At 49.5% G+C, this 23,891-nt stretch carries 20 protein-coding genes and 1 tRNA gene; 6 read left to right on the top strand and 15 right to left on the bottom strand.

The window, feature by feature from the left end:
* Window positions 1–1,626, bottom strand: a complete 1,626-nt coding sequence (locus tag RYZ26_RS01395; protein WP_317681335.1) for a PhoU domain-containing protein — start codon at window positions 1,624–1,626, stop codon at window positions 1–3.
* 359 nt (window positions 1,627–1,985) lie between these two features.
* Between RYZ26_RS01395 and RYZ26_RS01390 the strand changes: the two genes are divergently transcribed.
* On the top strand, window positions 1,986–3,179 hold the full coding sequence (locus RYZ26_RS01390; RefSeq protein WP_317681334.1) for a GAK system CofD-like protein: 1,194 nt from the start codon (window positions 1,986–1,988) through the stop codon (window positions 3,177–3,179).
* Window positions 3,180–3,214: 35 nt separating this feature from the next.
* Entirely contained in the window at window positions 3,215–4,387 is a 1,173-nt protein-coding gene (locus RYZ26_RS01385; RefSeq protein WP_317681333.1) for a S8 family serine peptidase, read from the top strand.
* 61 nt (window positions 4,388–4,448) lie between these two features.
* Here RYZ26_RS01385 and RYZ26_RS01380 read toward each other — a convergent pair whose 3' ends face one another.
* The 4 genes from RYZ26_RS01380 to RYZ26_RS01365 all read right to left on the bottom strand — a co-directional run bounded on the left by RYZ26_RS01380 (window position 4,449) and on the right by RYZ26_RS01365 (window position 9,686).
* Window positions 4,449–6,593 (bottom strand): methyl-accepting chemotaxis protein, encoded by a 2,145-nt coding sequence (locus tag RYZ26_RS01380; protein ID WP_317681332.1) that lies wholly within the window; start codon window positions 6,591–6,593, stop codon window positions 4,449–4,451.
* A gap of 392 nt (window positions 6,594–6,985) precedes the next feature.
* Window positions 6,986–7,060, bottom strand: a tRNA-Gln gene (locus RYZ26_RS01375).
* 65 nt (window positions 7,061–7,125) lie between these two features.
* Window positions 7,126–7,980 (bottom strand): 4-(cytidine 5'-diphospho)-2-C-methyl-D-erythritol kinase, encoded by an 855-nt coding sequence (locus RYZ26_RS01370; RefSeq protein WP_317681331.1) that lies wholly within the window; start codon window positions 7,978–7,980, stop codon window positions 7,126–7,128.
* Window positions 7,980–9,686: a tetratricopeptide repeat protein gene (locus RYZ26_RS01365; RefSeq protein WP_317681330.1), complete on the bottom strand. Its 1,707-nt coding sequence runs from the start codon at window positions 9,684–9,686 to the stop codon at window positions 7,980–7,982. The genes RYZ26_RS01370 and RYZ26_RS01365 overlap by 1 nt, the downstream gene beginning before the upstream one ends.
* Window positions 9,687–9,817: 131 nt before the next feature.
* Here RYZ26_RS01365 and RYZ26_RS01360 point away from each other — a divergent pair, with 131 nt between their 5' ends.
* Both RYZ26_RS01360 and RYZ26_RS01355 read left to right on the top strand, forming a co-directional pair.
* Window positions 9,818–11,632, top strand: a complete 1,815-nt coding sequence (locus RYZ26_RS01360; protein WP_317681329.1) for a PAS domain-containing protein — start codon at window positions 9,818–9,820, stop codon at window positions 11,630–11,632.
* Between the two features lie 59 nt (window positions 11,633–11,691).
* Entirely contained in the window at window positions 11,692–13,434 is a 1,743-nt protein-coding gene (locus RYZ26_RS01355; RefSeq protein WP_317681328.1) for a hypothetical protein, read from the top strand.
* Here the strand turns inward: RYZ26_RS01355 and rodA are convergent, their stop codons facing one another.
* The 7 genes from rodA to RYZ26_RS01320 all read right to left on the bottom strand — a co-directional run bounded on the left by rodA (window position 13,435) and on the right by RYZ26_RS01320 (window position 20,345).
* Window positions 13,435–14,613 (bottom strand): rod shape-determining protein RodA, encoded by a 1,179-nt coding sequence (gene rodA, locus RYZ26_RS01350; protein ID WP_411576846.1) that lies wholly within the window; start codon window positions 14,611–14,613, stop codon window positions 13,435–13,437.
* A 3-nt stretch (window positions 14,614–14,616) separates the two neighbouring features.
* Window positions 14,617–16,506 carry a penicillin-binding protein 2 gene (gene mrdA, locus RYZ26_RS01345; protein WP_317681326.1) on the bottom strand — a complete coding sequence of 630 codons (1,890 nt, stop codon included), beginning with the start codon at window positions 16,504–16,506 and terminating at the stop codon, window positions 14,617–14,619.
* Between the two features lie 9 nt (window positions 16,507–16,515).
* A complete protein-coding gene (mreD, locus tag RYZ26_RS01340) occupies window positions 16,516–17,025 on the bottom strand; it encodes a rod shape-determining protein MreD (protein WP_317681325.1) in 510 nt (169 codons plus the stop codon).
* On the bottom strand, window positions 17,022–17,993 hold the full coding sequence (gene mreC, locus RYZ26_RS01335) for a rod shape-determining protein MreC (RefSeq protein ID WP_317681324.1): 972 nt from the start codon (window positions 17,991–17,993) through the stop codon (window positions 17,022–17,024). Before mreC ends, mreD begins: the two co-directional genes overlap by 4 nt.
* Window positions 17,994–18,056: 63 nt before the next feature.
* On the bottom strand, window positions 18,057–19,097 hold the full coding sequence (locus tag RYZ26_RS01330) for a rod shape-determining protein (protein WP_317681323.1): 1,041 nt from the start codon (window positions 19,095–19,097) through the stop codon (window positions 18,057–18,059).
* 232 nt (window positions 19,098–19,329) lie between these two features.
* Window positions 19,330–19,995, bottom strand: coding sequence for a zinc metallopeptidase (locus RYZ26_RS01325; protein WP_317681322.1), 666 nt, complete (start codon window positions 19,993–19,995; stop codon window positions 19,330–19,332).
* On the bottom strand, window positions 19,995–20,345 hold the full coding sequence (locus RYZ26_RS01320) for a winged helix-turn-helix transcriptional regulator (protein WP_317681321.1): 351 nt from the start codon (window positions 20,343–20,345) through the stop codon (window positions 19,995–19,997). Before RYZ26_RS01320 ends, RYZ26_RS01325 begins: the two co-directional genes overlap by 1 nt.
* Window positions 20,346–20,453: 108 nt before the next feature.
* Here RYZ26_RS01320 and RYZ26_RS01315 point away from each other — a divergent pair, with 108 nt between their 5' ends.
* Together RYZ26_RS01315 and RYZ26_RS01310 are read left to right on the top strand one after the other, a co-directional pair.
* Entirely contained in the window at window positions 20,454–21,107 is a 654-nt protein-coding gene (locus tag RYZ26_RS01315) for a cupin domain-containing protein (protein WP_317681319.1), read from the top strand.
* Between the two features lie 206 nt (window positions 21,108–21,313).
* Window positions 21,314–21,532, top strand: a complete 219-nt coding sequence (locus tag RYZ26_RS01310; RefSeq protein ID WP_317681318.1) for a DUF1127 domain-containing protein — start codon at window positions 21,314–21,316, stop codon at window positions 21,530–21,532.
* A gap of 90 nt (window positions 21,533–21,622) precedes the next feature.
* Here the strand turns inward: RYZ26_RS01310 and RYZ26_RS01305 are convergent, their stop codons facing one another.
* The 3 genes from RYZ26_RS01305 to RYZ26_RS01295 form a co-directional block, all read right to left on the bottom strand.
* On the bottom strand, window positions 21,623–21,985 hold the full coding sequence (locus RYZ26_RS01305) for a hypothetical protein (protein ID WP_317681317.1): 363 nt from the start codon (window positions 21,983–21,985) through the stop codon (window positions 21,623–21,625).
* 129 nt (window positions 21,986–22,114) lie between these two features.
* Window positions 22,115–23,173, bottom strand: coding sequence for a hemolysin family protein (locus tag RYZ26_RS01300; RefSeq protein ID WP_317681316.1), 1,059 nt, complete (start codon window positions 23,171–23,173; stop codon window positions 22,115–22,117).
* Between the two features lie 249 nt (window positions 23,174–23,422).
* Window positions 23,423–23,891, bottom strand: a 469-nt coding sequence (locus tag RYZ26_RS01295) for a hypothetical protein (protein ID WP_317681315.1), incomplete at its 5' end; no start/stop codon positions are given.

The raw sequence follows: 23,891 nt of genomic DNA, 5'->3' as shown, positions 1-23,891 counted from the left end.
TTAAGCAAACAGCTCCTTAATCGGCAGAGTAAAGGCATTCACATCCTTTTCCTCCAATTCCGCAACCCGTTCCAAGATAAAAGTTCCACGCAGGAACATGGCATTCGCCAATTCCGCATCAAGAATAAAGCGAGTTGAAGAAATAAACGACCGCGCCAGGCCCAACGCCAGGCGCAGATCAAATGTTTTATCCCCATTCTTATGGGCAAAATCACGGGCAAAATCATACATATGGCAAGCCGCAAGCTGGATGCGCTTGCGGGTTTTGCGATCCAGCACCTGCAAACGGTAGTTCGAAATCATAAAGACCGACACATCCTGCGTGTAATCCTGATAGCAGGAACGATGCAGATCAATGAATTTGATCTTCTTGGCTTCCTCATCAAAGATGATGTTATCCAGATTGAAATCCCCATGGATATAAACGGAAAATGGCGGACTGATCTTTTCTTCCAGCGCCTTGGCTTTCTCCATCAGATCAGTCAGGGACAAAACATCCTGTTCTCCCACCTTTACAGGGGCGGTGGCAAAGGAGGAATGAATATCGGTCACCTGGGCCAGACGCTTTTGCAACTGTCCCATATGATCAGGGGCAAAGGATTTCTTGCGTTTGGTTTCTTTCCAGACCGCTTTCAGCGTTTTACAAAGATGCTTTAAGGCCTTTTCCAGTACCTCATCATCTTCCTGCAACAGGATCTTGTCAAAGGTCAGGCCTGGCAAATGTTCAATCAGTAATGATGCATTTTTGCCGTTTTTGCTATAGGATAAAATCTGCGGAGCAAGGCCGGGGAATATCTCGTGCCAATTTTCCACACTTTCGCGTTCTTCCTTCAGCTTTTCTTTTTTGCCATCTTTAAAGATCGCAACATAGCCATCATCTTCCGTCGTTTTATCCGAGATACCGGAAATCCCGCTGCCGGATTTGGTTTCCGCAATCGGTTCCACCTCTGCCTCAATCAACCCGAGGTCAGACAAGGCAGTTTTGAGGGAGCGAAAACGATCAATATGCATAGGCTGCCCCAATTGCGCGGACATAACCGATTCAGAAACCGACAACAACACGTCACCAATTTCTTCGATCCGTTGCGCAATAAACAGCGTGGTGACAATATCTTCGGCCTTTTTGCTTTTGCGCATCTCTTTAATATGGGCGCGAAAGATATTGTTATAGAGCCTGTCCAGCTTGCGTTCGATATTGCCCAGCTTCAGAGCGGTCTTGGTATCTTCCTGATCGATGGCCTGTTCAATCAGCTCAATGCCGCGCAGGGCCTCATCCACCAGAATGGAAATCCCACTTTTTTTCAGAACCTTGGCATCATCAATATTGCCAACAAAGCGCACACATTCAAAACAGATATGGCTGATCCGTTCCAGATCAGATGCAATGGCTTCAGCAGCGCGCAGAGAAAAGACATTCAAACTGCCCTTTGGCCCATGGCGAAGCGCATCAACGCAACCATCATGAATGCGCATTTTAAGATTATAGGTATAGCCCCGACGATCCAGAATACGCTGAGCAACTGTCGTTGCCTGAGTTTCGAGAAGCACCTGGAAATTGGCAATTTGGGAATTTGTCTCGGCTAATAAAAATAATAAATTATCGCGAACGGCTTTTGGCAGACGCATGGGATGGCCACTAATATTTCATAAAAAGTTTATAGATATTTCAGGGTCAGGAGTTATTAATTTAGTACAATTTGGTTTGTATAGAATGCCACAAGATTAGGAAAAGTCTTGTAGGAAGTGCCATTCACTTTCAAAAGACTTTGACGCTATTGTTGTGGCATTCTATACAAATCCCGTAGGGACGGGATGCATTTAAAGAAGGCTCGCGTTATGAAATCCTTAAAGTGCAAGCACTTAGGCGAATTCCATGCCTAATCCTTCTTTAAATGCATCTCCGCCAAATGGACTAAATTAATAACTCCTGACCCAAGACTTACCTTTTATTGTAGTCGAGTTTTATGACAGTTTGATATGATCAAATGAAAAAAGTTACAGTTTGCCGCCAAGTTACCCTGCCCGACCTGCTGCGCATCCGCCGTTATGAGCGTGCGCCCGAACTTGGGCCGAAGGTTCTGTTTTTTTCCGGTGGGACGGCATTAACTGATATCAGCCGACTGTTGAAAAAATACACCCATAATTCCATCCATCTGGTCACCCCCTTTGACAGCGGCGGCAGTTCAGCCATTCTCAGGTCTGCCTTTGACATGCCCGCGGTCGGCGATTTACGGTCCCGATTGATGGCCTTAGCGGACGATACCATCAGCGGTCATCCCGAAGTCTTCCAGCTTTTTGCCTATCGCCTGCCAAAAGACGAAAAGCGCAAAGAATTGATCAGCCGCCTAAACGCCATGGCATCGGGCAAAGACGCACGGGTCAAGGTGATCAAAAACCCCATGCGCAATCTGATCTGCAATCACTTACAGATGTTCATTGATGCCATGCCGGAAAAGTTTAACCTGAAAGGCGCAAGCATCGGCAATCTGATTATTGCGGGCGGGTATCTGAATAACAACCGACAACTTGATCAAGTCATCTTCATGTTTTCCAAGCTTGTCAATGTGCAGGGCCAGGTGGCAACCACCGTCAATGACAGATTACATCTGGCAGCAAAACTTGAAAATGGGGAAACCCTTGTCGGTCAGCATCTGATCACAGGCAAGGAAGTCAGCCCACTGGACAGCCCCATTGTCGATTTCTATCTGGCTGAAAGCCTGGATAGCGATAAGGAAGCCACAGCTGTTCTGCAAAAAAAGAAACGCGAACTGATTAATGATGCAGAAATCATCTGTTATCCGCCTGGTAGCTTTTACACCAGCCTTGCCGCCAATCTCTTGCCCAAAGGTGTAGGCGCAGTTGTGCGCGACAATCCGTGCCCCAAAGTCTACTTCCCAAGTTTGGGTAATGATCCAGAATGCATCGGCATGAGTTTGGATGACACGATTTTCAAACTGATTGAAATTTTGCGCAAAGATGCGGGCGAAGATTGCCCGGCGAACAAGCTGTTGAACTTCATTTTTATCGACACCACCAATGGTGTTGATCTGAAACGCGACACAAAAATAAAGCTTAAAAAGGCAGGCATCCATGTGATCGATACCCGTCTGGTCACTCCGCAAAGTGCGCCTTATTACGAACCACAATTGCTTGTTTCCGGATTGCTGTCTTTGACGTAAACTATTGTCCTTCCCATCTAAGAGGATCGGCCGAAATGAAACATGCTCTCTTGAAATCTACATTGGCGCTTTCCTGCGCCCTGCTTGTAAGCAACTGCACCAGCCTGCCCGATGATCACAGCATTCTCAGTCATGATAACCATCCCATGGATCATGATGAACTGATCGTTCTGGACCCACCCAAAGATTATGTCCGTCACTTGGGCGATCTTGGTCTGGAAGTTGTTGAAGTCCATAAACTGGAAAGCGTAGGGGAGACACTCTATCACCTGCGCATCACTGATGGTGCACATCCTTACGAAGGACGCGACAAACATAAAGAGAAATTCCCCGATGTTCTGGTCGATGCCCATCATCTTTATGAACATCAGGCCCGCAAAGTGGATAAATCCTATACCGCGCGCAAGGCTGCGAAATGGAACAAAGAATCGCGCACCTGTTCCAACGGGATTCAGATTGGGATGATCGATGGCTTTGTCGATACCAGCCACCCTGCCTTTAATGGCACCAAAATCACCACCAAGAATTTCTTCTATAAAGGTAAACAAACAGCCAATACAGGGCACGGCACGGCGGTTGCTTCTGTCATGGCAGGCCATGCGCCTTATAGCGGCGTTCTGCCAGGCGCTGAAATTGTTGCAGCCAACGTGTTTCATGCAGGCAGCAAAGGCAAACCCATTGGCGGCACCATCAGCATCATGCGCGCCATTGACTGGCTGGTCAGCCAGAACGTTCCAATCATTAACATGAGCATTGGCGGATCAAAAAATGCCCTGATCCAGCGCGCGATCAAACATGCCGATGAAAAAGGCATCATTGTTGTGGGGTCTGCAGGAAACAGCGGGCCATTTTCCAAAAAGATTAACTACCCAAGCGCCTATCCATCCGTCATCGCCATTACAGCGGTGGATCGCGATAACCGCAATGCCCGTTTTGCAACGGCCGGGAAATATATCGATTTTGCCACCCCGGGTGTCAACATTTGGACAGCACATTTGAAAAAAGGCGGCAAGGCCATGTCCGGCACCTCCTTTGCTGCCCCTATTTTCACCGCTTACGCCGCAGCGGCCATGCAGCATCATAAAGTTAAATCGACCAACGATATAAAGTCGTACTTCAAAAAATACGCCAAAGACACGGCGGAGATTGGTCACGATAAATATACGGGATGGGGTGTGGTCCTGGTGCCGCCCATTTGCGGAAAATAAATCCAAGAAAAAACCCGAGAGCGCACAACTCTCGGGCTTCCTTTTTCAGCCTTAAAAAGACTTAAGCGTTATCGCGACGAACTTGATCCAGGAAGTTCTTCACTTCTGCGCGCAAGACTTCTGCCTGTTCTGAAAGGTCAGCCGAAGACTGGGAAATTTGTGTGGCAGCTGCCCCGGTTTCCCCTGCAGCCTGTTCCACCGACTGGATATTGTCGGAAACTTCGGCTGTCCCTTGAGACGCTTCTTCCACATTGCGGGCAATCTCGCTTGTTGCTGCATTTTGCTGTTCAACAGCCGCAGCAATGGAATTGGCGATCTGGTCAATTTCCCCGATGGTGTCCCCGATCGAAGAAATGGCCGTGGCCGCTTCCTGCGTGACATTTTGAACTTCACCAATTTGCTTGGCGATTTCTTCCGTCGCGCGTGCGGTCTGATTTGCCAGTGTCTTGACCTCACTCGCCACAACAGCAAACCCTTTTCCTGCCGTGCCTGCACGTGCAGCTTCGATGGTTGCGTTAAGCGCCAGCATATTGGTCTGTTCCGCAATATCGGAAATCAAGCTAATCACCGTGTTGATCTTGCCAACCTCTTCCACCATATTTTCGACCGTTGAGCGGGTTTCCCCTGCCTGACGGGCTGCCTGATCCGCAACTGCCGATGATCGATGCACATGGCGGCTGATTTCACTTTCTGCACTTGAAAGTTCTTCTGTCGCGGATGCCACCGTCTGTACATTTGCAGACGCCTGCTCCGCCGCTGCTGACACAGCTGTCGCCTGCGAACTTGTCTGGGTTGCCGTTGCCGACATCTGCGCAGAAGAAGCCTGCAGTTCGGTTGCCGCAGATGTTACAGTCTGCACCACTTTACCCACACTACCCTCAAAATGATGCGCCATTTCGAGCATGGCTGTCTTGCGTTTTTCTTCGGCAATGCGCTCCTGTTCGGCCTGCAGGGCTTCCAGTTCCTTCACTTTCAGCATTTCCAGCTTGAAATGATGGACGGACCCCGCCATCTCGCCGATTTCATCGGCCTTGTTTGTATAAGGCACATCGGCTTGCAGATTACCCTTTGCCAGTTCACCCATCACGCCTGTCATGGCATTGATCGGTTTGGAAATCGAACGTGACAGGGCAAAGCCGATGATCCCGACAAGCACAGCCAGCCCCAGAACCACAAAGGCCAGAACATTGCGCAATTCAGAAGCAGGTTGATCGACTTCTTCCAAATCAATCTCTGCCAGTACGGCCCAGGTCACCCCATGGAATGTCAGCGGGCTGAAGGCAGAAAGCACTTTAACCCCGCGATAGTCTTCAGTAATCAGCACAGATTTTTCATTGCCAAGTGCGGCCTGAACCGGGGCTGTATCAATTTTCTTTTTCAGGATGGTGCTTTCTTTTTCAAAACGGGAGTCACTGCGCATCAGCATATCGGTCCCGACCAGATAGGTTTCCCCACTTTCACCCAGACCAACCGTCGCATTCATGATCTTGTTAATACGTTGGATCGGCATCTGAATGATCAAAGCCCCCTGAAACAGTTCATCGCGATCATAAATCGGTGCGCCCATAAAACTGGCAGGCGCATTGTTACTAGGCGCATAAGGGGCAAAATCTGTAAAGGCAACGTTTCCTTCTGGCTCCGTCTCCACCATCTTGAAAACACGGGCAAGGTCCGTCTCAGCCCATTCACCTGCCACCAGGTTGGTTGCGAAATCCGCTTCTTTATAAACCGAATAAACAACATCGCCCGTCGCATTGATCAGGAAAATATCGTAATAGCCCCGGCTTTCCAGCAACTGGGTAAACCAGGGATGATAATGAGCATGATGTTCGCTATACTTAGAGCCATCTTTCGCATCATCCAGCAGATGCTTTTCTCCAACCTTGTTGGGGTTCTTGTTGATATAAAGATCGTGCAGTATCTCTTTCTTATTCACGCCAAAATCTTCGATGGCGCCTTCAAACTTTTTAATCGCCGCCAAAGCCATATCGTTAGAGGCAATAACGCGCAGGTCTTCTTCCACCACATGCAGGTAAGATTGCAATTCTTCAATCCGGCCTTGCTGGATGGCTTCCAGCTTTGAAAAAGCGGCCTCTTCCAAGGCATGTTCTGATCGGAAAAATGAGATCGTGCCGGTAATAAAGACAGCAAGAATGGACAAGCCGATGATAACCATCGGCAATTTGGTTGAAATTCTCAGAGACATTTTATCTATTCACACCTATATGTTTGCGACCTGGTCACAACTATTTTTTTTAAACCACGACTTCCTGGCGCACGCCGGATTTTCCGGTCATTAGGCGTAATACTTTAGGGTAGAAAGGAGAGAATTAGAAGTGCATTTTCTGCAATAAAATTTCTTTTCTAAGCAGTAGGAGGCAATTTAGATTAACTCCAAGCTTCAGTTCTAGAGAGTATGTCGCGCCAAGAGATGCAAACGGTCTCACTTGGAGAATAAAATTGAGAGTAAAAACTCTCGAGTTTCTTTTGACACGCGAACCACACCTTTGAAATTTGAATTTCAGAAACGACCAGCTAGCTATACTCCCGTCCCCCAGACAACAAAAAACCCGAGAGCAAAAACTCTCGGGTTTCTTTTGGCTGGGGCACCAGGATTCGAACCTGGGAATGACGATACCAAAAACCGTTGCCTTACCGCTTGGCCATGCCCCATCAGTGATGTGGCGCGGAATATACGGGGGTAATTTCCAAAGTGCAAGAGGGAATTTTCAAAAAAGTTAAATAATTTTTCCCATCGCTGTCCACCAGGACGGATTGGCAGTTTTCAGCGCTTCTTCAGCCCGATCTGCTGCCTCTTTCTCGGCAAACAGGGCAAAACAGGTGGCCCCACTGCCCGACATACGCGCCAAGGACACGCCATCTTGTGTATTCAATGCATCTAAAACATCCTGAATCGAAGGCGCCAATCCCAAAGCTGGTGCCATCAGATCGTTGGTACGCATCTCCAGTTCGGAAATAAAAAGATCATAGTCATATTCATCCACCATGGCGTTCGGTGTCTGAAAGACCCCTGTGCGCGCTTTAAAGACGGCTGGGGTGGAGACCGCCACCATAGGGTTTACCAAAACCATCCAGCACTCCGGTAAAGGGGCAAGCGGCGTGATCTCTTCCCCAATGCCACCCACATGCGCCGCATGGGCTTTTAGACAGATCGGCACATCCGCCCCTAAAGAAAGGGCCAGGTTCTGCAACCCCTTGGGGTCGGGAAATACATTCCAGAGCTGACAAAGCCCTTTTAGCGCAGCCGCTGCATCCCCCGAGCCCCCACCAATCCCGGCGGCCACAGGCAGATGTTTTTCCAGAGTGATGGCCGCACCTTTTTTAATCCCACACAGATCACGCAAACCATGGGCAGCTTTTAACACCAGATTATCTGCCGGGTCTCCGTCCAGAAACGGTGCCATCGGGCCTGTGACTTTCAGGCTGAGGCCATCGGCAGCTTCAAAGCTTAACTGATCCCCCGTCTGGGCAAAACAGATCAGACTATCCAGTTCGTGGTAGCCATTGTCGCGCTTGCCCGTCACATGAAGATAGAGATTGACCTTTGCATAGGCCACACAGGTCAGTGTCATCAGTTTTCGACCAAACCGTTTTCAAGTTTTTCTTCGATGATTTCCAGAACCGCTTCTTCCGGGTTCAGGCTTTTGGCGCGCCTCCATTGGAAACGGGCTTCGCGCGTGCGGCCCACTTTCCAATAGCCATCGCCCAGATGATCATTGATCACCGGATCAGACGGCTGCAGTTCCACCGCGCGTTCCAGATGCGGCACGGCCTTTTCATATTCGCCCAGACGATACAACACCCAACCCAGACTATCAACGATATAGCCATCACGCGGACGCTGGCGCACGGCTTCTTCAATCATCTTTTGGGCGCGGTCCATATTAAGACCCTTTTCGATCCAGGAATACCCCAGATAGTTCAGCACAAACGGCTGTTTGGGTTCCAGCTCCAACGCTTTCAAGAACAACGGTTCGGCTTCGTCCCAGCGTTTGAGGCGTTCCAGCGTGATCGCGCGGGAATAAAACAGGTTCCAGTGATGGCGTCCCACATTGTCACCAATCAGATCAAGCGCCTTGCCATAAGCGACAGACGCCGGACCAAACCGTTCACGGTGACGCAGGATATCACCTAGCGTGACCAGCCCTTCCAGACGTTCCGGATGTTGCTTGATCATTTTTTCAAGCACATCAACAGCTTCATCCGTCTGGCCCATATCATCCATATTCAACGCCATACGCAGGCGCGCAGACCAGGAAAAAGGGTTGGTTGCCGGAATGGTCGCGTAGACTTTGTTGGCATCGACAAAACGTTGATCCGTTTCCAGAATTTCAGCGACCAGAATCTGTGCAATGGGGAAATCCGGCTTAATGTTCAAGGCCAACTGCCCCATGATCAGCCCGGCCTGACGGGTACTGTGAGACCGAAGCGACGAGGCCAGCCCAAAGAGAGTTTCTGCTACACCATCGCGAACGGTTAAATCCGCACGTTTGGCAATCACGCCGCTTTCAAGTTCATCAGCCATGGCCTGAATATAAAGTGAATCGGGATGATCTCTGAAATAGCCTTCATAAACCTTACGCGCCTCATCCATGCGGCCCTGTTTCACCAGCAAGGTGCCATATAGTTCTGCCAATCGCAGAGACATCCCATTGCCACCGCTGGCGGCAAGTTTGTAATGTTCTTCCGCTTTTTCCAGACGACCCGCATATTGGTTGAGCAAGGCGCTATGAAGATTATAAAGCGCTTCCAGCCCTTTTTGGGATTTCAGGCTGTCCATGGATTTCAGGGCTGCATCCACCCCTTCGTTGCCTGCCAGAACCCAGGCATGTATCAGCGGCTTGACGTAAACACCCAACCCGTTCACCGGCATTTTTTCTGCCAGTTCAAGGGCGGTTTTCAAATCATCTTTGCCGACATTCTGCACCACCAGAACCAGACGCCCCATCATTTCACTGGCGGTCATGGTTTTGGCAAGTTCAGCGGCTTCATCAATGCGCCCTTCCCCTGCCAGGATGGTAAACAGCTGGCGATCCAGATTATCAGCCAGCGCCCCGGATAGATTTTCTTGTTCCTGAACCTTCGTCAAAAAATCTGCAGCTTCACCCATCTGGCGATGACGCACCGCATATTGCCCAACCAGATAATTGGAAAAAGCCGACGGTCCGGGTGTCAGTTTAGGCTTGTCCGGTTCATCTGCTGTTGTGCACCCCGAAGCAAACAGGGAGACAAGGACAAAGGCACTTAATATTGTAGTTTTTACGGTGCGCGCAGACATTTTCGACAAACCTCATTCATAAATGGTCCTGCAGTTTAGCCGAGCGTTTACATAAATCACAACCAGTGAATTGGATTTTTCCTATTATTCAGCTATGTTTATATGGTGAAACATAAAAAAGCGATTTAACTGTGACCACTGACACCTCTTTGGAAGCCCTTTTTGAACATGCTATCGACCTGCTCTGTGTCGCAGGCAAGGACGGCTATCTGCAAAAGGTCAACCCTGCCTGGCAAAAGTTACTGGGATATAGTGAAGACGAGCTTCTAAGCACGCCTTTCCTTGATCTGGTCCATGATGAAGATCTGGGCAGGACCATTAATGCGATGTCGGCGCTGGGCACGGGGCAAAAGGTCGTGGATATCGAAAACCGGTATCGCACAAAATCCGGCAATTATGTCTGGCTACAATGGCGCACCCATACAGCAGATGACGAGACAGGCACGATCTATGCCGTTGCGCGTGACATTACATCTGCCAAAAATCGAGAAATCCGCGCTGAAAACGATATCCGCCTGCTGGAAATGGCGGAAAGTACGGCCCGGGTCGGTCACTGGCATTTAGATACCAGTAGTGGTTTTTTGCAATGGTCCAACGAAGTCTTTAACATTTATGGCCGCAAAGCCAACAAGGCCAACATCACCCTTGATGATTTTATCGATGCCTTTGTCGGCGACGATCAAAATCGCATATGGCAACTGATTGAAAGCGCCATTCAGGATGGCAAAGAGATCAACACCGAAGCCCGTTTGCTGCGCAGTGACGGCAGTATCAGCAATGTGGCTTTGCGCGCCGTCTGTGAAAAGACGGACCTGAATGTGGTCCAGGGACTATTTGGCATTATTCAGGATGTTACCATTGAACGTCAGCATCAGGAACGCCTGCGCAGCAAGGAAGAACTGATGTCCATGGCTTTTCGCGCCACATCAGATGGCATCTGGGACTGGGACCTGCGCACCGATCAGGTCTGGTTTTCCCCGCAATGGAAAGCACAGCTGGGCTATACGGATGATGAAATCATCAATCGGTTTGAAAGTTGGGCCGATCTGGTCTTTGAAGAAGACCGTATCAAGGTCTTGGAAGAAATGGACAAACATTTCCGTGGCGATACAGATCGCTTCGAAATGGTTCAGCGTATGCGCCATAAAGACGGTCATACAGTCTTTATTCTGGCGCGTGCCGAAGCAGTACGCAATGAACATGGTCAGGCCATCCGCATGGTGGGTGCCCATACGGATGTGACGGAATTAAAACGCCTGGAACAGGCCAAATCCGAATTTACCTCCATCGTCAGTCACGAATTACGCACGCCGCTGACAGCCATCCATGGGGCCATCGGGTTATTAAACGGCCATTTCGGCAGTGACTTGTCAGATCAGGCAAAATCTTTGGTTCAGGTAGCCAATAACAATTCCGAACGTCTGATCCTGCTGGTCAATGACATTCTGGACATGGAGAAGCTGCAATCTGGCCGGATGGATTTTGACCTTCATCCTATTTCACTGGGGGAATTCCTGCCCCAAGCAGTGGAAAACCATGTCTCTTACGCCAACCAGTTTGATGTCGCCCTTGATTATAACCATGAAGGTGATGAGCTGTCTTTGGTGGGCGATTCTGATCGTCTGATGCAGGTCATGTCGAACCTTTTGTCCAATGCCATCAAATTCTCCAATCCCAAGGACAGTGTCAAAATCCGCACAGGCAACCATCAGGACCATGTGGAAATTTCAGTCATTGATACAGGGCGCGGCATTCCCAAAGACATGCAGCACCGCATTTTTGAAAAATTCATTCAGGCTGACAGTTCGGACCAACGGGTCAAAGGCGGCACAGGACTGGGGCTTGCAATCTCAAAGGCGATGGTTGAAAATATGAACGGGACCATTTCCTTGGTCTCAGAAGTCGATAAAGGGTCCACCTTTACCGTTCGCCTGCCAACCGCATAAGAGCTTGAATAATAAGTCTTTGCCCCTAATTATAACGGGGATCAATAAGGGACAGATACATGGCCAGTTTTCTGAAAAATTTTGCAGACCGTCTGTTTGGCGGCGGAAACCATTCAGACGTGCTGCCCGATGATGGCGGGCTGGCTGACTTTGCCATACAATTTGCAAAACAACTGGAACATGAAGAAAAATTTGGTCGCGGTCCCACTGTTTCTGCCGATAGCGTTTTGAAGGTGCAGCATGGCAGATATGGGTCGAAATCCTATCTGCTGGACACCACCGACTTCAAAAAAGCCATCATGGCGGAACTGCGCGAAAGTGTCGCCCCCGTCACCGAAGGCATTTTGAAGACCCGTTGCGGGGAAAAGGGCAAAGGCTTTATGGTGGTCAAATCCCTTTATATTTTCCATGTCTATAATAAGGACCCAGCGGCAGAATATAACGCGGCCATGGATATTATTGATGACGTGGGGGAACGATTGCTCGGAGATCGCTATATCACAGGGGAACGGCGCATCAATGTCCCGGTGGCACAGATTGAACCGGAAGAGATGTTCAATGAAGATGGCAGTTTCGATCTGAAAAAGGCGAAGAAAACCATCAACTTTGTGCGCGATGCCGGAACACACGGCCCGGTCAATGTGGATTGGGAAAAGCAGGAAGTTCAAAACGCACAAGGGTCCTCTGAATGGGTCGCCAATCACGTTGATAACCCGGACGATAATCTGGGTGATTGGCAAACCCAATCCCATCACAACCAGAAAGAAGATTTGGGTGAATGGAAAACCCAGACCCACAAAGCAGCCGACAAGCCCAAGGGACAATGGGAAAAAGTCGAACATAAATCTGCCAGCCCCCAAAAGGGCGACTGGAAAGAAAACAAGCCTGACGCGGCGGGCGAAACCGATGCGCAGGAATGGAAGTCCGATAAGGAAGAGCCCAAGAAAGAAGAAAATACCGAAGTGGCTTGGGGTGATTTTGACAATAAACCCAAACCTAAAGCAGCCCCTGCCCGTAAAGCCAAGCCGAAAGAAAAAACAGCAGAACCGCCAAAGGCAAATCCCATTGGGACCTTAACCCTTGCCTTCCGCCCCACCTGGCAAACCAGAAATGAAGCCATTGATACCTACGCAGGCTGTGTCTTCAGAAAAGACCTGCAAGGCCATATCCATAATGGGGAACAGATTTATAATGATGACATGGCCGTGGATATGATCACGGAAATCGACAGGCTGGTCGCCGAACAAGCTGCGCGTCATCTGCAAACCACACAAGAACTGGACCTAAAAACCATCATCCTGCCGTTCCATATCGACAGTCTGTTGGCGCCCAAACGCAATTCCCCGCTTAAGCCGCTGCGCAGCCTGCAAAGTGATTTCCGTACCTCTGTCTGGATTGAGATTATCGGTATCAAATCCCGAACATCGCCCAAGGATATTCAGGATGCCATCAAAGCCCATCACCATAAATTCAAAACCTTTGGTCTCCGCTTTGATCTGGGCGATATCTCCCAGTCCCTAATCGATCAGGCTGATCTTCATTTCCTAAGCTGTGATATAGATGCCTCACGTCAGTATGGTCGCCAAATGCGCGATATCAATCATGATCTGCCGGAACTGAAGAGACTGGCAAAATCCAGAAATTTGGAACTTTGCACCTGGGCAATCAAAGACCAGATTGAATTCCAGAAAGCCCTGCGCGAAGGGGCCAAGTTCATCAATGGCAAACCCATTGCAAAAGATTTGCGCAGACCAGGCAAGGTGATCCCCGTTTCCGCTTCCAAACTGATGCGGACAGCCTAGTTACAAATCGTCGTGTTCGCCCTTACGGCCAATGGTCATGTCACGGTGAATGGACACACTCAGCAATAGCCCGAAACTGAACAGGATGGAAATCATCACTGTCCCACCGTAAGAAATCAGCGGCAGCGGCACCCCCACCACGGGCAGCAAGCCCATGACCATGCCAATATTGATGAAGATATAAAGGAAGAAGGTCGTCGTCACCCCAAGGGCAACCAGGCGGCCAAATTGACTGCGTGAACGCATGGCGATGGCATAGCCATAGATCAACAGCAACAGATAAAGGCCAAGCACAGCCAGACCACCCATCAAACCATGTTCTTCCGCCAGCATGGTAAAGATAAAGTCGGTTTGTTTTTCCGGCAGGAAGTTCAAGTGACTTTGGGACCCTTGTCCAAAGCCTTTCCCCGTCATGCCGCCGGACCCGAATGCGATCTTGGACTGCATGATATGATAGCCCGCACCCAGCGGGTCATTTTCCGGATTCAAAAACGTCAGCACCCGTTTCTTCTGATAAGTATGCAGGAACTGCCAGGCAACCGGAATGGCGGCCAAGGCCGAACAACCCACCAATGCAAATTTCCACAGACGCACGCCTGCCAGGAAAAAGATCACACCACTGCCCAAGATCAGCATCAAGGTGGTACCCAGATCAGGCTGGCGCAGGATCAGAACTGACGGCGCCGCCACCATAAAGAGTGGGACAAACAGATAAGGTATGCTTTGAATTTCTTCTAATGATCGCCCATGGAAATAGCGCGCAAGCGCCAGAACCATGGTGATTTTCATCAATTCAGACGGCTGGAGTTGGAAAAAACCCAAGCTGATCCAGCGCTGTGCGCCCATCCCGATAGACCCTTTGACTTCCACGCCAATCAAAAGCCCAAGAGCAATAAAATAAAGCACGTAGGAATATTTAAGCCACAGCCTGATATCAGTCAGGGCAACCACAAACATAATCACCAACCCGCCGCAAAAACGGATCAACTGACGTTTCGCCCAAGGATCCCAACTACCAACGGATCCCGGAACATTCGGATCCCCCGGCGCTGCAGAATAAAGCATGGCAAAGCCGACACTGGCCGTTGCCATCAGTAAAAAGACAAAGCCCCAGTTTAATTCTAAAATCTTACGACCGATGGTCAGCTTATCCTGACCGAGGCGATAACGCGTCATCATGGTTTATGCCTCCTTCTCAGTCTTGACAGCAGGTGCAGCAGCGGGCGGCACCAAAGGCTCACCGCGTGCAGATTCCCTGCGCTGGGCTTCTAACAAAATATCGCGCACAACAGGGGCTGCCGCCTTCGATCCTGACCCGCCATGTTCCACCACCACAGCAGCTGCATATCGTGGCTTATCATAAGGAGCATAGCCGACAAACAGGGCATGGTCGCGCAACTCCCACGGCAATTCAGAGTTTTTGAGAACCCGCGTGTCGCGTTCTGCCTTGGAAATTCGGCGCACCTGTGCAGTGCCGGTCTTGCCCGCCATAGCAAATTCTTTTTCTTTAATGCGTGACCGAAATGCCGTGCCACCTGGAATATTGGTTACCGCATTCATCCCATCCTGAATGATCTTTAAATGATGGTTTGAAATACCCAAGGATTCAAATTCAGGCTTGACCGGGACTTCTGTCCCGTCTGCGGTTGTGATCTTACGCGTTAGATGGGGCACCACTTTTTTGCCACTGACAAGACGAGACGTCATCACAGCCAGCTGCAACGGTGTGGCGAGTACATAGCCCTGACCAATCCCGGTAATAAGTGTTTCCCCACCCTGCCAAGGCGCACCAATGGTTGCCAGCTTCCAGTCCCGCGATGGCATCAACCCTGTGCGTTCTCCGGGTAAATCCAGACCTGTGCGATCCCCGATGCCAAGGCGACGCGCCATATCATGGATACGGTTGATCCCGGTGCGTTTGGCGATTTCATAGAAATAAATATCACAGGAATGCATATGGGCTTCGACCATATTCATCGGCCCATGTCCGCCGCGTTTCCAACAGTGGAAACGTGCATTCCCCAATTCCATATGACCTTCACAGTAAATGCGCTGCGATGGCGTAATCACGCCCTTTTCAAGGGCAGCCAAAGCCACAACCATCTTGAAGGTGGAACCCGGTGCATATTGCCCGGCAATCGCCTTGTTGGTCAGTGGACCACGTGGATTGGTGATCAGGCTCTGCCATTCTTTATGGGATAGCCCCCGATTAAACGCATTAGGGTTATAGGTCGGGCTGGAGGCCATGGAAAGCACTTCGCCTGTGTGAATATCCATCACAACCGCCGCAGCGGCTTCTTCACCCAGACGTTCAGCAACCATTTGCTGCAAGCCCGCATCCAGCGACAGCATGACTTCTGCGCCCGGTTGCCCATCCTGACGTTCAACTTCCTGAATGACACGACCCAACGCATTGACTTCCACCTGCGATGTGCCGCCTGTGCCACGCAGTTTCAGATCATGCAGCTTTTCAATACCCGATTTCCCGATGCGAAAACCAGGTAGTTCCAAAAGCGGATCATCCTTGGCATCACGTTCGGTGACCGCAGCCACATATCCCAGCACATGGGCGGAATAATTGCCTTTGGGATAATGGCGGGTCTGGCCCACGTCAATTTCACTGCCTGGCAAGTCAGGTGTGTTGACCTCAATCTGCGCAACTTCTTCCCAGGTCAGATTTTCGCGCACGGTCACAGGCACAAAGCTGCGTTTACGCTTAATTTCTTTGAGGATTTTCTTCTTTTCTTTTTCGCTGATCTCAATCACCTGACCCAGCGTATCCAGCGTTTCCTTGGGCTTGCCGTTGGTGTCTTCGGCCGTGATGATCACGCGGTAATTCTGTTCATTTACCGCCATTTCTTCGCCAAAGCGATCCACGATTTTGCCGCGTGGCGGTGGCAACAGGCGGATGGAAATGCGGTTTTCTTCGGCCATGGTTTTAAAGCGTGGGGCTTCAATGACCTGCAGATAATACATCCGTCCTGCCAAAGCTGACAGCAGCACGAGCTTACCACCACCGAGAACGGCGGCGCGTCTGCTGAAAAGTTTTGATCTGTCAGAACTGCGATGCATCTTATTTCACTACCTCAATACGGAAGTCTGCCAACGCCCCATCACCCACGCAAGAGGCGGATAAAACCCGACACTCATCAGGTACTGGAACATGACCGGACCGGGGGCAAGCACATGAACGTGATAAGCAGACAACAACAGCCACGCCTGCAAGGCTGCCCCAGCACATATAATGCTGAATCCCAGCCATTCCACCAAAAATGTCTTGCCCAGAAAGAAACGACGCTGCCCCAGAACCACGCCAAAGACGGTCAGATATACAAGCGTGTTCAACCCCATCGGCGCACCGGACAGGCTGTCTTGCAAAATCCCGATTGCGAATACGGCTAGAATGGGGAACAGGTCCGGACGAAAGACCGTCCAATGGAACACACCCATCAGCGCAAGTTGCGGCACGATGGACGCATAACCCGGCAGGTGGGTCGGAATAACACTGAGCAAAATAAGAACAACCGTCAACCCGACCGGTGAGATATTGCGCGCCCACATATCAAGACGCTGCCAAAACGCCGGTTTCATGGTTCAGACGGTCTCCTTTCCGTTCCCGGTTTGGGAACGACGGTACGCATAGGTTCTGGTTCCGCCTTTACGACAGGCTTTTTGACCGGAATATCGTCCTTGGGCAAATCTGTGCGTAGACGATGACGATCCAGAATACCTTCAAGGCCATAATCAACAATACGAACCGCTTCTAAACGCTGTGAATCCACAAATGGTGTGATTTCCACAATGGCATCGTCCACAACCGAGATCAGCCCGACAGGGATACCTTGCGGGAAAGCCCCGCCATGACCGGACGTCACAATGCGGTCCCCCGGCGAGACAATGGTCCCTGGGGGCAGTTTAGTCAAAATCGGTTTGTCTTCGTTGCGCCCGGCCAGAATGCCACGAGCACGCGAACTTTCAATCATCACCGGGATACGGCTGTTCAAATCCGTAATCAGCAGAACGCGTGCGGAACGATGCGCCACACCAGCGATGCGGCCCACAAGGCCTTCGCCAGTCACAACAGCTTGCCCGTTATTTACCCCTTCGCGCACACCGGCATAAACCAGCACACTTTCAGAGAATGTACCACCGTCATCAGAAATGACGCGTGCAGCGATATAAGAGGCTTCCGGTCCGGCCTGAAAGTTCAGCAACTCACGCATGACCACATTTTCTGCTTCGACCTGACGGGCAACGGTCTGCCATTTCAACAGTCGTTTGTTTTCTTCGGTCAGGCGAAGGTTTTCTTCGTGAAGTTCCAGAAGCTGGCGGCCTTCATCCAAATAGCTGCGCACGGTTTCAGCAGGTTCTGCAATGGCTTCAAGGATGGGGGCGAAAGCATCATTGATGCGCGCGCGGACTTCTTCGACAATGACCGTTTCGGCTTTCCCCAACATCATCAGGCCAAACGCCGCCAAAATCAGCCCGAGATATGCAAATCTCTGCAGCAGATTTCGGATCACGTCTACCCGTGTCGGTGCCCCTGGCCCTTGTTTCACCAAAAAAGTCTTCCTTCATCCAAAAAGCTAAAACGCCCTGAAAAAACCAGAGCGTTTTAAATGTTAGTACATTGAGGACAGTACGTGCTTGAGCTTTTTCATTTCTTCAAGCGAGCGTCCTGTACCCAATGCCACACAGGACAGTGGGTCATCCGCAATGGAGACCGGCAGGCCTGTGGAATGTCTCAGCACAAAATCAAGGTTGCGCAGCATGCCTGCACCACCCGTCAGCACGATCCCTTTATCAACAATATCGGCTGCCAGTTCAGGGGCTGTATTTTCCAGCGCCACTTTACAGGCTTCGATGATCGCGCCAACCGGTTCGGTCAGGCTTTCTGCGATTTCGCGTTCTGAAATGACCAGTTCTTTTGGCACACCGTTCATCAGATCACGACCTTTGATCTCCATCGTGCGGCCTTCGCCATCTTCTGGCGGACAGGCAGACCCGATTTCTTTCTTAATACGTTCCGCTGTACCTTCACCCACCAGCAGGTTATGGGAGCGACGAATGTAAGCAATGATGGCTTCGTCCATCTTGTCACCACCGACGCGAACGGAGCGGGCATAAACGATACCACCCAAAGAAAGAACGGCCACTTCCGTGGTACCGCCACCGATATCAACAACCATGGAGCCAGTCGGTTCTGTCACAGGCAGGCCTGCACCGATGGCAGCGGCCATGGGTTCTTCAATCAGCATAACTTTACGGGCGCCCGCGTTTTCCGCAGAATTCTGAATGGCGCGGCGCTCAACAGCGGTGGAACCCGATGGAACGCAAATCACAACCAATGGCGCAGCAAACGAGCGGCGGTTATGAACTTTACGGATGAAGTGTTTGATCATTTCTTCCGCAATTTCAAAATCCGCGATCACACCGTCGCGCAAGGGGCGAATGGCCTGAATGTTACCAGGTGTACGACCCAGCATCATCTTGGCTTCTTCACCAACGGCCAGAACCTGTTTTTTGCCCATATTATCAGCAATGGCAACCACGGAAGGTTCGTTCAGAACAATCCCTTTACCTTTGACATACACAAGTGTGTTTGCCGTACCTAAATCGATCGCCATGTCAGCGGACAGAACGCCGAACAGTTTTGAAAACATTGTGCCTCAACTTTTACTTTATAGGCCAAGCCTGAAATTCACCAAATAGCCCTTCGAATCATCATCCGAAAAACCGATTAACCTTTATAAGAAGTCATGCAACGCAATGCTAGTGCTTATACCGAGTCGCACGCATTTTTTTTGCAATTTTTCTACTTCTTAACTCATGCATCATGGAAGAAACTAGTTAACAAATCGTGAGGAGGTTGAAATTAAAGCATTTTGTTGAAAATCAACGCCGCAGAAACAGCAATCGCAGAATCATAATCAATGCTCCAGACAGATAAGTTAATGCTGCGGCGCGCAAAATTGTCCGCGCAGCAGGTAAATCTTCAGGTGGAAGATAGCCATTTTCAAGAATCGGCAGGGCTTTGTTAAAGCTCGCATCAAATTCTACATCCAGATTGATCAGCCGCACGCCAAATGCGACAACCCCGGTCATGATAAAGAACAACAGGATCAAAAAAGCAAATTGCGGCACCCCGCTAAAGACCGCGCCAGCCAGCGGGATCAGACTTAAAAACCGCACGCCCAGCACCATAAACTGTTCAATGCGCACCATCTTCAGGCGTTTAACAAAGGGCTTATAGTCATCACGGTCCTGAATAGCATGACCGACTTCATGGGCGGCAATGGCAACCGCACTTAAAGATCGACCGTCAAAATGCGCCGGGCTCAGCCGCACGGATTTTTCCATCGGGTCATAATGATCCCCCCGATTGGTCGGCTCCACCGTGATGTGCTGCAAACCCAACTGGTCCAGAATATGACGGGCAAATTCGCCGCCCGTGCCGGGATAGTCGCTGCGGTCTTTGGAATGCTGGCGGATCACCATTTTGACCCACAGGCTGGGCCCGACGATGAGTGCAACAAACAGGATGATCAGAAGGATATGCATCAGCTTTGCCCCTCTGATCCATCAAGTTCGGCCTGTAGTTTCCTTACCTCATCCAAAACAGCGATAAACTTGTGACCAAAATCGGTGACGCCATATTCCACCCTGGGCGGGGTTTCGTTAAAAATTTGTTTTTCCAGAATGTTGAATTCCAGATTTTTACGCAGGCAATCGTTTAACACTTTGGTGGATAATCCCTCAACCGCGCGCACCATTTCGCCGGGGCGATTAATGCCATCAGCCAGCAATTGATAGACCGTCAAAGACCATTTACAGCCGAAAATCGTTTCCACCATGCGGGCGGACTGATCCGGTGTGCGCACCCTTAAATATTTTTTATCGTTTATTTCCATAAAGATGTACCGATTTGTACCTGCCTTACCAAAAAGTACCCACTGGATATCTGCGGGAATAAGCGCCAAATTTCTTTCAAACAGCATTTAATTTGAAAGAACAACACCATGCTCAATATGAATTTAGGCGAACGTATCGTAATTGAAAGCCATAAAATGGATTGGATTGCCAGCCCGGCCCACGGCGTTTGGCGAAAACCGTTCGAACGCGAAGAAGCCGAAAGCGGCCATGTCACCAGTATTGTAAAGTACGAACCCGGTTCTGCCTTCCCCACCCATCCCCATCCGGGCGGCGAAGAAATTCTGGTGCTGGACGGTGTCTTTAGTGATGAGACAGGTGATTTCGGCCCCGGCACCTATATCCGCAACCCGCCGGGTAGCAGTCATGCCCCCTTCAGTAAAGACGGCTGCACCATCTTTGTGAAACTTAATCAGTTTGATGATCGTGATCTGGCATCCGTGCGCGTCGATACTCAAAAAACAGACTGGTTGCCGGGCATTGGGGGTCTGCAAGTCATGCCGTTACATGAGTTTGAACATGAACATGTCGCCTTGGTGAAATGGCCCGCCAATGAAACCTTCCAACCGCATCGTCATTTTGGCGGGGAAGAAATCCTCGTTCTGTCTGGCACCTTCATGGATGAACATGGGGAATATCCGAAAGATTCGTGGCTCAGAAGTCCGCATATGAGCCAGCATTATCCCTTCGTCAAGGAGGAAACGATAATCCTTGTAAAGACAGGACATTTACCCATTTCGTAGATTATTCGAATATCTTGGTCACAATGGCGGCTTTTTCAAAACTTCTATCACAAAAGAGTCAATAAACAGCATTTTATTGCATGCGTTTTTTGCATATCTGATAGGGAAAAACAGCACTCCCTTCGCAGGTGCAACAGGCGTATACCCCGGCCCCAGAGCTCAATGGCTCACTACTTTTGGGAATAGAGATTTTAAGGAATATCGCCATGACTGCTGTTACAATGAACAACATCCCTGCAGGTCACACTTCAGGTTCTAACTTCAACGCCCCTAAAAACTTCTTCAAAGCTTTGATCGAAACTGTTCTGCACGAACTGGAAGTTCGCAAAGCCATTCGCGAATTGAACGCACACAGCAACGAACAACTGGCTGACATGGGTCTGCGCCGCGCTGACATCGAAGCTGCTGTTCGCATGGGTCGCTAAAAAACAGATAGAGACTACCCTTCTCTATCACCGATGCATAAAAAAAGGTCCTCTTGGCGGGGACCTTTTTTGTTTTTATGCGCTATTTAATTAAGCAGCAGAACTGGAAATTTGCGGTGCTTCTTCTGCAGTTTCGCCCATCAGCACAGACAGTGGCATATCCAGATCACCAGCAACGATGGCCATATCATCGGTATATGTAGCGCCCGTTAACAGGAAACCACCTTTAAGCTGTTCCTTGATGTGCAGCTTGTTATACAGGAAGGCAAAAACAAAACCGGACAGACCAAAGGTCACAAGATTCAAAATCAGGATGATCAAGAACCATTTCCAGTCAGCCCGAAAGAGTGCTGGAAAAAAACCAAAGAATAATGTGGTCCATGAAAAGCCAACCGGTGCTTCCCGTTTCATCTGAGAGAACTTGTTTGCCAGAATAATTTTACCCTTAGCCATCTATCTACCCCTATCATGTTTTTTATAAGAGGAGACATCTTTTCTTCTTGAAGTTGTTCCGTCAACTTTTTTCTTATAAGAAGTTAACTTAACAACCACACCGTTCATACAATAACGACCTGAGAGGCTCTATAGTGTCTCGTGATCCATTTCCACACCCATTTTTTTCATGCGGGTGCGCCATTTATCGCGGGCATGAGCCTGCATATCTTCAATGGCATCCGATTCATCGGTGATTTCCAATCCGACCATGGTTTCCACGACATCTTCCAGCGTTACCAGCCCCTGCACCGTGCCATATTCATCCACCACCAATGCAATATGAACCTTATGACGCATCAGTTCATCATAAACTTTGGACGCGGTTGAGGTATCCGGGATGACCAGAAAGTCACGGCGAAATTCGCAAAGCCTGCGCTCAAACTCATCACGGGCCTGGGCGACCAGCAGGTCTGTTTTCAAGACATAGCCCAGAATATCATCCCGGTCCTGCCCATAGACCGGAATACGTGAAAAGGGCGCATCCGCCTTATCCACAAAAAATGCCTGCACCGACATGTCATCTGATGCGGAATAAATCACCGGGCGTGGCGTCATGATATTGCGCACACTCATATGTCGTAACTTCATCAGATTGCTTGCAATTTTGTGCTCTTTGGAACTCAAGACCCCTTCTTCACGGCCCATCTCGATCATAGCGCGAACTTCATTGCGACTAACGGCAAAAGCCCCGCCGTCATCATGCGCAATCAAACGAGTGAGTTTTTCAGAACACCAGACAAAGGGAAACAGCAGGATGGTCATCCAATGGATCAACCGTCCAAAACTTGGTGCCAGTTGCTGCCAGTAAACCGCGCCCAGCGTCTTGGGGATAATTTCGGAAAACACCAGGATCAGGAAGGTGAGAATGCCCGAGATCACACCGAGATATTCATTGCCAAATACAAAAGCAGCCTGCGCCCCCACACCCGCAGCCCCCACCGTATGGGCAATGGTGTTGGCGGTCAAAATGGCGGCCAATGGTCGATCCAGTTTGCCGCGCAAGGTAGTCAGTACCTTCGCCGTCTTGCTCTCCTGATCCAGAGACGCAATATAGGACGGGCGGATAGATAACAACACCGCTTCAGAAATAGAACAAATAAACGAAACCCCGATTGCCAACGCGAGGTAGAAGAGAAGAAGTGTCATGTGTTAAGGGCCCACTTAAAAAATGATAAAAGGATCATAGTCCAAATCTCTTATAATTTCCCATTATCATTTTTCCATTCACTTTTCGGTACAACCTTTTCAATCGTCCCTGAACCTCTGTTCCCTTCACCTCTCACTTGTTGCAGGAAATATTTCTAGTGGAGAGGGTGCTATTGGAAATTTAATTTCGAGGCTGCTCCCTGCATTGCCATTGCTTATTGCCTTTGTGGCAAGAATTTAAAAATTGAATTATATTTTAAACCAGTTTGTTTCTCTAATCGTCAGCAACCAGACAATATAAGATGTAACGCCACCCAAGACACAAGTCTCATAATTCTTAAATGGAACCAGACCTGAATCTTGAAAACCAGATTCAATATAAACACCCAAAAGTGCTCCAACTATAATTAAAGCATATAGATTTGTTATTCTAAGTAACCGTAAAAACAAATAAGGCAGCAGCCCAACCGCTAAAGTGATGATCAGAAAAAAGGGATAAAAAAAGGGAGTTATTAAAAGGAGCCCGGCAACCGAATAGTCGTATATAAAATGGCCAATAAAAAGCAAATAGCTGATTGCAATCACCGATGCAATTGCAGGAGCAACAATAAAGGCTATAAACGTATCACCTAGGTCCTGTTGACAAAGTGGATTTACAAATTGCGTAGAATGTGATTCAAGACTTCTTTTTATGAGGAGAAGTCTATGCGTAATTTGA

The organism is Terasakiella sediminum, from assembly GCF_033100395.1.
Taxonomy (GTDB): Bacteria; Pseudomonadota; Alphaproteobacteria; order Rhodospirillales; family Terasakiellaceae; genus Terasakiella.
This window is presented reverse-complemented; position numbering and strand designations above follow the sequence as displayed.